The organism is Streptomyces sp. NBC_00576, from assembly GCF_036345175.1.
Taxonomy (GTDB): domain Bacteria; phylum Actinomycetota; class Actinomycetes; order Streptomycetales; family Streptomycetaceae; genus Streptomyces.
The window spans coordinates 249,400-261,469 of the sequence record NZ_CP107780.1; the positions used below are offsets into that span (position 1 = coordinate 249,400).

General features: G+C 69.7%; 11 protein-coding genes. 2 read left to right on the top strand and 9 right to left on the bottom strand.

The annotated features are described in order from the left end of the window. Positions 1 to 28 precede the first annotated feature (28 nt). From OG734_RS01030 to OG734_RS01045, 4 genes are all read right to left on the bottom strand, one after another. Entirely contained in the window at positions 29 to 2,212 is a 2,184-nt protein-coding gene (locus OG734_RS01030) for a xanthine dehydrogenase family protein molybdopterin-binding subunit (protein WP_330285550.1), read from the bottom strand. Between the two features lie 103 nt (positions 2,213 to 2,315). Continuing rightward, positions 2,316 to 3,311, bottom strand: a complete 996-nt coding sequence (locus OG734_RS01035) for an FAD binding domain-containing protein (RefSeq protein WP_330285551.1) — start codon at positions 3,309 to 3,311, stop codon at positions 2,316 to 2,318. Further along, positions 3,308 to 3,793 carry a 2Fe-2S iron-sulfur cluster-binding protein gene (locus OG734_RS01040; protein ID WP_330285552.1) on the bottom strand — a complete coding sequence of 162 codons (486 nt, stop codon included), beginning with the start codon at positions 3,791 to 3,793 and terminating at the stop codon, positions 3,308 to 3,310. The genes OG734_RS01035 and OG734_RS01040 overlap by 4 nt, the downstream gene beginning before the upstream one ends. Positions 3,794 to 4,431: 638 nt before the next feature. Then, positions 4,432 to 5,424: an aldo/keto reductase gene (locus tag OG734_RS01045; protein ID WP_330285553.1), complete on the bottom strand. Its 993-nt coding sequence runs from the start codon at positions 5,422 to 5,424 to the stop codon at positions 4,432 to 4,434. A 124-nt stretch (positions 5,425 to 5,548) separates the two neighbouring features. Between OG734_RS01045 and OG734_RS01050 the strand changes: the two genes are divergently transcribed. Both OG734_RS01050 and OG734_RS01055 read left to right on the top strand, forming a co-directional pair. Next, entirely contained in the window at positions 5,549 to 6,172 is a 624-nt protein-coding gene (locus OG734_RS01050; RefSeq protein ID WP_330285554.1) for a TetR family transcriptional regulator, read from the top strand. Positions 6,173 to 6,933: 761 nt separating this feature from the next. Then, positions 6,934 to 7,140, top strand: coding sequence for a hypothetical protein (locus tag OG734_RS01055; protein ID WP_330285555.1), 207 nt, complete (start codon positions 6,934 to 6,936; stop codon positions 7,138 to 7,140). 174 nt (positions 7,141 to 7,314) lie between these two features. On the opposite strand, the gene OG734_RS01060 is transcribed toward OG734_RS01055, so the two are convergent. From OG734_RS01060 to OG734_RS01080, 5 genes are all read right to left on the bottom strand, one after another. Next, positions 7,315 to 9,510, bottom strand: a complete 2,196-nt coding sequence (locus OG734_RS01060) for a site-specific integrase (protein WP_330285556.1) — start codon at positions 9,508 to 9,510, stop codon at positions 7,315 to 7,317. Between the two features lie 50 nt (positions 9,511 to 9,560). After that, positions 9,561 to 9,887: a hypothetical protein gene (locus OG734_RS01065; protein WP_330285557.1), complete on the bottom strand. Its 327-nt coding sequence runs from the start codon at positions 9,885 to 9,887 to the stop codon at positions 9,561 to 9,563. Continuing rightward, positions 9,880 to 10,539 (bottom strand): hypothetical protein, encoded by a 660-nt coding sequence (locus tag OG734_RS01070; protein WP_330285558.1) that lies wholly within the window; start codon positions 10,537 to 10,539, stop codon positions 9,880 to 9,882. Before OG734_RS01070 ends, OG734_RS01065 begins: the two co-directional genes overlap by 8 nt. An 81-nt stretch (positions 10,540 to 10,620) precedes the next feature. Continuing rightward, entirely contained in the window at positions 10,621 to 10,827 is a 207-nt protein-coding gene (locus OG734_RS01075) for a hypothetical protein (RefSeq protein ID WP_330285559.1), read from the bottom strand. 95 nt (positions 10,828 to 10,922) lie between these two features. Next, a complete protein-coding gene (locus OG734_RS01080) occupies positions 10,923 to 11,756 on the bottom strand; it encodes an alpha/beta hydrolase (protein ID WP_330285560.1) in 834 nt (277 codons plus the stop codon). Positions 11,757 to 12,070: the final 314 nt, after the last annotated feature.

Consider the following 12,070-nt stretch of genomic DNA (forward strand, 5'->3'; position numbering starts at 1 on the left):
GCGGCGGCGGCCCGCACCCACCGTCGGCTCAGAGCAGCTTGTCCAGCGTGATCGGCAGGTCCCGCACCCGCTTGCCGGTCGCGTGATACACGGCGTTGGCCACGGCCGCTCCGACACCGGTGATGCCCACCTCGCCGGCGCCGAGGATGCCGAGCGGTGTGGTCGGGTCCGGGTCGTCCAGGAAGGACACGTCGACCGGGGGGATGTCGGCGTGGACGGGGACGTGGTACTCGGCCAGGCTGGGGTTCATGATCCGTCCGGTGCGCGGGTCGACGAGGGTCTCCTCGGCCATCGCCAGGCCGAGGCCCATCACGATGCCGCCGCGCACCTGGCTGGCCGCCGTCTTCGCGTTGATCACCCTGCCGATGTCGAACACCCCGACCCACCTGGACACCCGCGTCTCACCGGTCTCGGCATCCACGCGCACCTCGCAGAACTGCACGCCGGAGGCGGCCTTGATCCACCGCTGGCCCTCGCGCATGAATTTCGGAAGGAACCGTATCCGCCCGGCGATCCGGCCCAGCCGCGTCTCCGATCCGATGACGGCCTCGACGTGCGGCACTTTCGCGCGCCGGAGAATCTCCTCGTTGCTGTCGCCGCCGGTCTTGCGTGCCATGGACTTCAGCGTCTGCTTCAGTTCCTCGCACGCCTGCATAACACTGGCGGCGGTGCTCGCGGTCTGGACGGATACACCGGCGGCCGGCCCCATCGGCAGATCGGAATCGCCGTACTCCACGCGGACGGCCTCGAACGGCACACCCAGCGCGTCGGCCGTTATCTGGGCCTGGGCCGTGGCCGCACCCATGCCCATCTCCTGGAAGGCGCAGCGCAGCCGCACGCTGCCGTCGGCGGACAGGCGGACCGTGACGTTGACCGGCGTCGACAACCCCGGGTGGAACGCCGTTGCCATGCCTGTCCCGACCAGCCACCGCCCGTCGAGCGTCGAGCGCGGTTCGGGGTTGCGGTCGTGCCAGCCGAACCGCTCCGCGCCCAGCGCGTACATCTCCGGCAGCCTGCGGTGCGAGAACTTCTTCTTGCCGTCGATCGGGTCGACCGCGGTCTCGTTGCGCAGGCGCAGCTCGATTGGGTCGATGCCCAGTTCGTAGGCCAGTTCGTCGATCGCGGACTCCAGCGCGAAGGTGCCGATCGCTTCGCCCGGCGCCCGCATGAAGTGGTTCGGCAGCAGGTCGAGCCGCACGATGTCGTGCCGCGTGAGGATGTTCTCGGACGCGTAGAGATGGCTCGACGGGGCGGTGACCTGCTCGAAGAGACCGCCGACCTTGCCGGTGCGGATGACGCTGGTGTGCACGAGCGAGGTCAGTCTGCCGTCGCGGTCCGCACCCAGCGCGACCCGCTGGACGGACGGGGTGCGCCCGCCCACCGTCCGGTAGACCGCCTCCCGCGACAGCACCAGCCGTACGGGCCTGCTGGTCGCCCGTGCCGCCAGCGCCGCCAGGATCGTGCCGGGCCACATCGCGATCTTGCCGCCGAAAGCGCCGCCGACGAAGGGCGCCAGCACCCGTACGTTCGTCATGGGCACGGAGAACCGCAGCGCGAGGTGGGTGCGGAACCAGTCGATGGCCTGCGTCGCGTCGTGGACGGTGAGCCGGTCGCCGTCCCAGACGGCGGTGGTGGCGTGTAGCTCCAGCGCGTTGTGGTTGTGCGGTGGGGTGGTGTAGCGCAGGTCCAGCGACACCTGCGCGGTGGCGAGCGCGGCCTCCGCGTCGCCCCTCTTGGCTCCCCGGGGGAAGAACGAGTTGTTCGGCTGCGGCTGTGCGTCCTGTTCGGCCCCTTCGAAGTCCACCACGGATTCGGTGACCCGGTACTCGGCGCGCACGAGCGCTGCTGCCTCGCGGGCGGCGGCGGAGGTCTCCGCGACGACCACCGCGATCGGCTGCCCCTCCCAGTGCACCTCGTCGCTCTGCAGATAGTTCACCGAGGTGCCGGAGAACATGCTGGTGAGGTTGAACGTTCCGGGCTTCGGCGCCGGTTTCATGGGGGGCGCGTTGAGGTGGGTGAGGACGGCGACCACGCCCGGCACCGCGCTCGCCTCGTCGGTGTGCAGGGCGGTGATCCGGCCGCGGCTGATGGTGGCGTGCACGAGCACGGCGTGCGTGAGGCCGGGATAGAAGTGCTCGGCGGCGAACTTGGCCGCGCCAGTCGTCTTGACGATGCCGTCGATGCGGTCGAGCGGTTGTCCGATCGTGGTCATGCCGCCCCGCCTTCTTCCGTACGGTCGTCCTGTCGCCCGCTGTGCGGAAGGCGCGCGAGCCGGGCAGGAGTGGTTCTCGCGGTGGCTGTCTTCGACCTCGGCATCAGGCAGCGCTCCCGTCGGTCAGGAGCTGCCGCAGGGTCGCCACGATCGTGCGCTGCGCGAGTTCGATCTTGAACGCGTTCTGTGGTCCGCCCTCAGCGGCGGCGAGTTCGGCTTCCGCTGCCCGCTGGAAGGCCCCCTCGGTCGCCAGCCGGCCGAGCAGCACGCGTTCGGCCTCGGTGGCGCGCCAGGATTTGGTGCCGACCCCGCCCAGCGCGAGGCGGACCTCGGTGACCACCCCGTCCTCGACGGCCAGCGCGGCGGCGACGGAGACGAGGGCGAACGCGTAGGACGCGCGGTCGCGCACCTTGCGGTAGCGCGAGTTCGCCGCGACCGCAACCGGCGGCAGCTCGACGGCTGTGATCAGCTCGTCGGCGGCCAGCACCGTCTCGAGGTGGGGCGTGTCGCCGGGCAGCCGGTGGAACTCGGCGACCGGTATACGCCGGACGCCGTGCAGGCTCTCCACCTCGACGACCGCGTCGAGCATCACCAGCGCCACCGCCATGTCCGAGGGATGCGTCGCGATGCAGTGCTCGCTCGCTCCCAGGACCGCGCCGCCGCGGGAGAACCCGCCGATCGCGCCACAACCACTGCCGGGCGCACGCTTGTTGCACGCGGCGGTCTCGTCGTAGAAGTACATGCAGCGGGTGCGCTGCAGCAGGTTCCCACCTACGGTCGCCATGTTCCGCAGCTGGGCGGACGCCCCGTGCAGGATCGCCTGCGCCAGCACCGGGTAGCGGGTCCGGATGAGGGGGTCCGCCGCGAGCCGGCTGTTGCTCACCAGCGCGCCGACCCGGATCCCGCCGCCTGCCAGCTCCTCGATCCCGGTCAGCGGCAGGCGGGTGATGTCCACGACCGTCGGCGGCTGTTCGATGCCCTCACGCATGAGGTCCACGAGATTCGTCCCGCCCGCGAGGAACTTCACGTCCTCGCCATCGGCGATCGTGCGCAGCGCCGTGGCCGTGTCCGGTGCGCTGACGTAGGAGAACGACTTCACTTCGCGACCTCCCTGATCGCCGAGACGATGCCGTTGTAGGCGCCGCAGCGGCACAGGTTGCCGCTCATCCGCTCCCGGATCTCCGCGTCGTCCAGCTCTCCGCCGGTGGCGGCGAGGTGCTCGGTCGCCGCGCTGGGCGCGCCTTCCTTGTGTTCGGCGAGCATGCCGATCGCCGAACAGATCTGGCCCGGCGTGCAGTAGCCGCACTGGAATCCGTCCGTGCGGACGAACGCCGCCTGCAACGGGTGGTCGACCCCTTCGATGGTCGTTATCTCGCGGCCCTGGTACTGCACCGCCAGCGCGAGGCACGCGTTGATCCGCCGGCCGTCCGCGAGCACCGTGCAGGCACCGCACGCGCCCTGGTCGCAACCCTTCTTCGTACCGGTCAGGCCCAAGTACTCGCGCAGCGCGTCGAGCAGACTCACCTGTGGCAAGACGTCCAGCCGTTGGGCGGATCCGTTGATCCGCAGCTCGATCTCCACCGTGTCATTCCTCCGGTTCGCCCGAGGGCTCGTTCTCTTCAGGGGGGCGCCATCAGGCACGTAGGACAGGACCAGAGGACTCCGGCCTGACACAGCGCGTCTTGCTTCGCGGCGCTCGCGGATGATGATCTTTTTCAGATCACGTGCTGTCTGCGGGTGGCGCTGAGTAACCCGGTGCAGCCGCGGTGGTCGCCGCAGCAGAAGGCCAACACCGTCACGGCAGGGCCGACGTCGCCCCGGGTTCGCACGTGCTGGAAGATTTCGTCGATCACTTGTCGGAGGTCGCGCCACCGAGCGAGACGCCGGGGGCACACGTCGGCAGTACCGAGAGGCCACGGTCCGGACTCAGCGGTCGGCCGCTGTTGACTACTGGAAGGACCGCTCGCGCTCGCCTGTATGCGTTGTCGGTCGAGCCGCCCATATCTGTACCGGTCCCGGCAGGGGCGACGTATCGGGGTCCTGGCAGCGTGAATGGAAGCCATTCGGCGGTAACCGCCGGCAGGTCGATATCAGCGAGGACCACCCGAACTCCCGCCTCGAAGGACCTCCCCCGCCCGCTACCCCCTGCCATCGCTACCAGACCGCGCGCCGCCTATGGCCGACGCGCCCGGGCCTCGCATGCGCGGGTGCCGGCACGGTCAGTCTGTGCTGAAGCGGGGCAGTAGCGCGGCCGGGAGGCGGCTGCCTGCCGAGCCGTGGGGAAGGATCTCAGTGATGCGGGCCAGATCTGCGGCGGAGAGCTGGACGTCGACGGCGCCGGCGTTCTCCTCCAGGCGCTTGGTGCTGCGGGTGCCGGGAATGGGCGCGACGTCCTCGCCCTGGGCGAGCAGCCAGGCCAGCGCAAGTTGGGCCGTAGTGATGCCCCTGGTGTCGGCCAGATTCTTGAGCTGTTGGGTGGCGCGCAGGTTGTACGTGTAGTTCTCGCCCTGCCAGCGTTCGTCCCAGCTGCGCATGTCGTCCGCGGGGTACTCGCTCGCGGGCTTGACCTGGCCGGTGAGGAAGCCGCGGCCGAGCGGGGAGTAGGGCACCAGGCCGATGCCGAGTTCCCGCAGAACGGGAAGGATCTTCTCCTCGACCTCCCGCTCGAAGAGCGAGTACTCGTACTGGAGCACGGAGACCGGGGTGACGGCGTGGGCGCGGCGGATGTACTGGGGGCCGACGTTGCTCAGGCCGAAGTACTTCACCTTGCCTTCGGTGATCAGTTCGCCGACCACGCCGGCGACCTCCTCGACCGGAATGTCGGGGTCGGAGATGTGCTGGTAGAAGAGGTCGATGTGGTCGCTCTGCAGGTAGCGCAGGCTGTTCTCGGCGACCTTGCGGATGTTTTCCGGGCGGCTGTTGAAGGCGGGGCTGATCGCCGGGGCGGTCATGTCGAAGCCGAACTTGGTGGCGAGGACCACCTCGTCGCGGAAGTCTTCGACTGCCTTGCCGAGGAGCATCTCGTTGCTGCCGGTACCGGCGCCGTACAGCTCGGCGGTGTCGAAGAAGTCGATACCGATTTCGTGGGCACGGCGGATGGTCGCGATGCCCTCGTCGTCGTTCGAGGCGCCGTAGGCCATGGACATGCCCATGGTCCCCAGGCCGAGCGCCGAGACGCGCAGACCCTGAGAGCCCAGATTGCGGTGCTGCATGAGTTCGCTCCCTCAGTGTTTCGCCGGCTTCACCCGCAGAGGTAAAACCGAACTGTTCCGTTTGACCCTACACGCCGATCGCCCTGCTGCCAAACCAGACGGTTCGGTGCTCTATCCTGGGGTCATGTCCCAGTCCCGCGACTCCGGCCAGACCGCAGCGCCCGCCGCCGGCGGCGGCGACACCACGCGCGAGCGCATTCTTACCGCTGCCATGGAGGAGTTCACCCGTCACGGCATCGCCGGCGCCCGTGTGGACCGCATCGCCAAGCTCGCCAAGACCAGCAAGGAACGCGTCTACGCCTACTTCCGCAGCAAAGATGCGCTCTATGCCAACGTCGCTACACGGGAGCACGTCGTCATCGCGGAGGCCACCCAGATCGACCCGTCCGACCTCCCTGGCTACGCGGGCCGCCTGTTCGACTACTTCGTCGCCCGTCCCGACCACTACCGCCTGATCACCTGGGGCCGCCTCGAACTGCCGGGCACCGAAGCCGTTGCCGACGACACCGCCCAGGCAACGATCGCCCGCAAGATCGACCAGCTCCGCCAGGCGCAACAGGCTGGACAGCTCGACCCCGCCTGGGACCCGGCCGACGTCCTCGCCCTGGTCAACCAGATCGCCACGACCTGGGCGTCGCAACCCGAACACAGCGAGGCCGCCGCCGCACACGCCGTGGACCCCACCATCGCCGCCCGCCGCGCCGCGGTGGTGACCGCTGTCGAGCGGCTTTTCCCTCGAGCGCGCTGAGGTCCCCCGGGCAGGCGGCAGCCCTGCCCGAACATTCCCCGAACGGCGCCGGCCGCCCTTGCCGCTCACCAATGGGCGCATCCTGCTGACGAATCAGCGCTCCTGGACCAGGCAAACAGATGCCGGGCGGGCAGGCGCGGGCGCCTGTTTGCGGCAACTTCAATCGGCTGCACTCGCGTATTGAAGTTGTCCCCATCGTGAGGTCGTGGGGGGGGGCATGAGGGCCACCACCTGGCGAAACGCTGGACGCCGTGGAGCTGCACTTTCGCGAACTGCACCACCCGCGAACAATGAGGCGCCCCGCCTCGCGCTCCTGATGGCCGATGTGCATCCGCGATCTCGCCCACCAGGGAAAACGCCACCACGCGCCTGGTCAGCCGCTGCGACACCCGCCCTCGCCGGTCAGTTGCAGGCCCCTCCCTCCGAGCCCGGCGGCCAGCATCGCGATCAAGTGCTCGTCCGCCATGCCGCACCGACCAGCCCCGTCACACGTTGATCAGCCCCCCAAAATGGTAAGTGAGTACTTGTCTCCAGAGTGGCGCATGGGTTACGTTTCATGAGGTGAGTTCATCGACTTACCTCATGACCGGTCTTCCCTGTAACCAACCGCGGCCGAAGGCCCAGCCGGGACCTGGCGCAGGTTCGCGACCTCTCGCCGCCAAGCTGCAGGCGGCCTACCCGCGCATCGGCGTGCCGGAGGCGGGCAGGCGGCGGACGTTGCCGAGGGCCGCGGCCTGTTCCCGTAGACGCACGATCTCGTCATGCTGTGCGGCCAAGCGCGAGCGGGCCAGTTCCTTGAACGTGGTGAGCTCGGCAATGGTCTCGTCCCGCTGCGCCAGGCGTTCCTTGAGCTCGGCGACCTTGGCCTTGAGTCGTTCGATCTGCGCGATCCGCGGGTCGACGACCTCTCCTGCCTCCCGCAGAGTACGAAGGCGCCGCTCGAACTCTTCGGCGAGGTGCTGGTATAGGGGCCGGGGCGGGGCGTGCCGTCACGGTTCTTCTTCGGGTAGAACGCGGTGCGAGTTACACCAGCCTCGGTGGCCAGCGTCTTCAAGTCGCAGCTGCCGCCGGGCGGGAGGTCACCCTTCAGGAGCCGGTCCATCGCGGCCCGGATGGCCTCTTCGTTGCGGCGGCGTTCGGCACTACTGATCTGTCCCACGCGGTCCTCCGTGATCTGCGGCGTCGATCGCGGCGACGATGTGCTCGGCACGTTCGACTTCGACCATCAGCCGTGCCCGTTCGGTCTTCTGCCCTCGTCCGATCTTGCCGATGAAGGCCTGGCCGCTGACGGCCGCGGTCGCCCATGCGTCGCGGTGACAGGAGTGGTGGGTGGCCTGCGGGCAGCGGGCCGAGTCACACATGCCGGCCAGCGGACGACTGCGGTCGGCACTGTCGGCGAGCTTGAGACACAGGGCCTTGTCCGGGTCGAGGAACCAGCAGTAGTTCGCGAGCCCCAGGTGCAGGGCGCCCGCCCGATGGGCCAGCAAGTTGATCACTTCCTGGTCGCTGCGTTTCACCGCCGGAGCGGACACGCCCAGTTCCTCCAGCTGGCGCTCGACGCTGGCGAAGAACGCCAACAGGTCCCGGGCGCCGGGTCCGGGGGGACGACGGCCGGCCCGGTAGTCGCGGAACGCCCGCAGGGTCAGGGACAGATCGCGGGACTCTTCTTCCTTGCCGACCTCGGCCAGGAAGCGGGCCTGGGCGCCGCCGGGACGGTTCGCATATCCCTCGGTGGCGGTGACGGACAGGTGCTTGAGCTGCAACTTCGCCGCGAACAGGCCGCCAGGCCGGTGGGCGAGTTCGACGGCCAGGGTGCGGCGCAGGATGCGTGGGGTGATGGCGTCGGCGGGCAGGCGGGGCAGGCCCAGGCGCTGTCCCTCGTCGCTGTTGACCCACGCCCGCAAGTCCCGGTAGCGGCGGCACAGGTCGAGGTGGCCGGGAAAGAGATGCGTGGCGCCGGGATCGGCGAGCTGGCAGGCAACGCCGGCGGCCTCGTATGCCTCGGCCACCACGACCCATTCGTCCCAACTCCCGCCGTGACCGCGGCTTTTGATGACCTTGCTCTTCAAGCGGTGCCGCACCCGGTCCGTGCCGTAGGAGTGGGGCGCAAGTTGGCAGTCCAGGGGCAGTTCGACCAGCTCGCTGGTCCGCATGCCGCTCAGCGCGGCGATCGTGAGGATGCAGGCCGTGCGGATGTGGCCGAGCAGCCGCGCCAGCCCGTCCTGGGTGATCGGCAGGGTCCAGGGGACCGTGCCGGTGTCGTCGGCGCGGGCGACCAGGTCCGCCTGCCGGCCCCAGCGCGGCTCGATGCCCACCTGCGCGATGGCCTGCTCCAGCAGGGGGCGTACGGCGGCGGTGCGCGGGTCGTGCAGGAAGCCGGGGCCCGGCCGAAAGGGTTTCCCGCTGCGCGTCCGCACGCCGCCCTCCAGAGTAAGCGCCGCGAAGCTGACGCGCAGTAGCGGGTCCGTGGGGTTCCAACCGTGGGTGAGCTTGGAGCGGACCGCCCGCTCCTCGTCCTGTTCGAGCGGCTCCCCGGCGGCCAGGTGGGCGCGAACGGCCCGCCGGAACCGGGCCGTTGTGGCGGTGCGGACCGGCCCCGGCGGCTGCGGGGTATCGCACGTCGTGCGCAGGGCGAGCGCCAGCGGAGCGATGGTGTGGATGAGGAACAGGGTGGCGGTCAGCAGTGGGCTCATGACTTCGGCGCGGGCCGGAGGCGACTTGTTCTCCCCACCGATCTTCGACACCCCCGCGACCACGTGGGCGAGCTGTCCGCCCCAGGGACGAAAGCCGCTCGGGTAGCGGTCCGTGGTGAACAACTCGCCGTAGTCGGCGAGTTCCTGCAGCACCTGGACCACCACCAGCTGTGAGGATCTTTTCCCGGACCGGGCCATGTCGGCATCCCGGCCGGCACACCGGTGTGCGAGGTGCACGGTGCAGTGATGCTGGGTCACCTCCTCCAGCGAGGTCACGCCCTGGGCGGTCAGGCAGTTCAGCCACCGGATCAGCTGCTGGAACCGGTCATGGCAGGTCCGCACCGTACGCGGCACCCGGTGCGCGGCGGGAAGGACGCGGACGCGTTCGTGGACGGGGGCACACAGCGCCGTCAGGTACTCCTTGGCCAGCACTCGCCAGCCCGGATTATGAATCTCGCGGAAGTCCCAGATCAGCACGCCCCGGGAAATGGAGCGGGGCAGCTGGTGGACCACGGTGAAGTCCCAGCGGTCCTGTTCGAAGCGCGGACCGAGCTGACCGCGCCGCACCGGCAGCCCCGCGACGGTGCAGATGTCCGCCCCGGCGAACGGAGGCTCTGGCCACGCTCGGGCAGGCTCGAGGTTCATGCGGTGTACTCCTCGGGGCGCAGCGGCAGTTCGCTGTCGCAGTCGGTCACCTATGAGGCGGCGTGCTGCACCGCGCGTTCCTCGAAGCAGGCAGGGGTGAGCAGTTCGTCCAGCCGCTGTGCGTAGGGGCCGAAGACGCTGAGGAACGCCGCGGCGGGCATCAAGTGCCACTGCCGGGCGAAGTACGCCCGCAGCCGCATCAGATTGGGCAGGTGGCGGGGAGCGAACACGGCTAGCGGACACAGCAGACACACCCATGGTCTCGCCGGAAACGGCTTGCCCGCAGGCCCGTGCAGTCCCGACAGTTGATCCGCGCAACTTGCCGCGAACACATCCCGCTCTCCACCCAACAGTTCGGCCAGCGCCTTGTCATCCAACTGCAGCTCCCGGGCCGCCTGGGGGGAAGTTGCGGACGAAGTCCGCGAGGTCCTCGTGGGCGGCAACCACCACGGCCTGCGGGTGGCCCCGGCGGACCAGATCACGTTGGGCGTCCTCGATCACGTTCTCTGTGGCGGCCTTTTGCGCCGGACTCTGCCCGGTCAGGTAGTGGTCGCCCTCCACGGCGGGGGTGTGGTTGGGGTCGATCGTGGCCCGGCTGCTGCCGCGCCAGGACGTCCGGTCCCGCGACGCCCCGACAGTGGTCCGGATCCGGTGCAGATGGATCCGCAGGGGCTGTCCGGCATCGTCGACGAGCTCGTACGTCCGTACCCACGCGGCCCGTGCATCGGCCTCGAACCGGCCCGCCGACCAGCCGTTGCCGGCGCCCGACCAGTAGCGCAGCCACAGCTGCTCCCGCAGCTCCGGTGGAGCGAACCGTCGGGCAACGGCTGAATGCTCAAGCCACTGCTTCAGCAGTCGCACCGCAGGCCGCGACAGCGTCAACGACTCCCGGCTGGTGCGGCCCTTGACGTAGTCGAGCAGCAGCGTGGCATCCCCGCTCCACCGCACGTTTCCCAGGCCCAGGTCCGCAAGCCCGTCCGGGACGATGCCGGTACGGATCCCGAACAACAGCCGGTAGGCGAAGGCCACCGACGCTCTGGGAAATAGAGCAGACACCGCCTCCGGAGCGCCACCCGGGTAGAAGTCCCCCACCCGCCAGGTGCGCCCTGGTTAGCCGTGGCGCGAGGATCTGCCCAGGGCCTGCGGACCATGGTGCAGCAGAGAGAACTGGATGTTCTCGCGCGACAGCCCGTCGGCCAGATCCTGGCCCCGCGCCGCGTCCCGCAGCGCCTGCCGGTGAGCGTCCCACGCCTGAGCCACCGCCTCCTCGGCCGACGCCGTCAGCGCCTTCCACTCCCGAACGGAGTAGGCGGGCAACGGGCGCCGCTTGCGGCTCAGCCGCGGTTGAAAGGTCCGCCCGATCCCGTTGCTGTCTCCGTGAGGAGTCGGTCTGCCGTGATTTTCGGTCGGTGTCACAGTGCGCCCTTCAGCGCCCGTGCCTGGCGGCGCCAGAACTCCCGCGAGATCTCGGCCTTGGGAAACACGAGGTCGAAGCCGTGGAAAGCGCCGGGGATGACGTGGAGGTCGCAGGGGACGCCGCTGTCACTGAGCCGGCGCGCGTACTCGATGTCTTCGTCGTGGAAGAGGTCGAGGGTGCCGACGCCGATCCAGGCCGGCGGGAGACCGGTGAGATCCTCGCGGCGGGCTGCGGCGGCGTAGGGGGAGACGTCCGGGCCTGCGACGGCGTCGCCGAGGTAGGACGACCAGCCGTACCGGTTGCTCTTGGGCGTCCAGACGCGCACCTTGAGGGTGTCCAGGTCGGTTCTCGTCGTCGTGCGGTCGTCCAGCATGGGGTAGAGGAGCAGTTGGAACACCGGCCGGATCTCGGCCCGGTCATGGGCGAGCAGCGCGAGGGCCGCGGCGATTCCGCCGCCTGCGCTGGCACCGCCGATGGCGATGCGGTCGATGTCGATGTGCAGGTCGTCCGCGCGCTCGGCCAGTCCGCGCAGCCCGGCGTAGGCGTCCTCGACCGCGGCGGGCGCGGGATGGTCAGGACCCAGTCGATAGCGGACCGCGGCGACGGTGATGCCGAGCTCGCGGGCGAAGGCGATGTTCGTCCGGTCGTCCTGCTCGGGCGCGCCGAAGATCAGCCCGCCTCCGTGAATCCAGAGCAGCGCCGGAGCCGCCGCCTTCAGGCCGGTCGGCTGGAAGACGCGAAGCGAGACGGACGGCGCGCCCTTGGGCCCGGGCACGACGATCTCCTGAACCGTGATGTCCGGCCCTGGATCGGTCGAGCGCCATTTCACGCTCCGCACGATGCGCGACGACAGACGGCCGTAGGACACATTGGGGATGAAGCGACCTCGTCTGAGATCGGGGTGGAAGGCGCTCATTGGGTCCTCGTTCTTTCCCCTCATCGAGGGGGTACGGGATGGTCCGGCCCCCCGGCGGGTGGCCGGCGTCGGGAGTGGGGACGGTGGTGAACCCGGTGCGACACCGACTAGGGGAAGGCCGGCGCGCAGCTGCGTGAGACTCTCGCGGATCGGATCGGGCAGTGAGACGTCGGTTTCACCCGTTGCCCACATCACGACGGGTGTCCGTAGCGCGGCGGATACGCAGG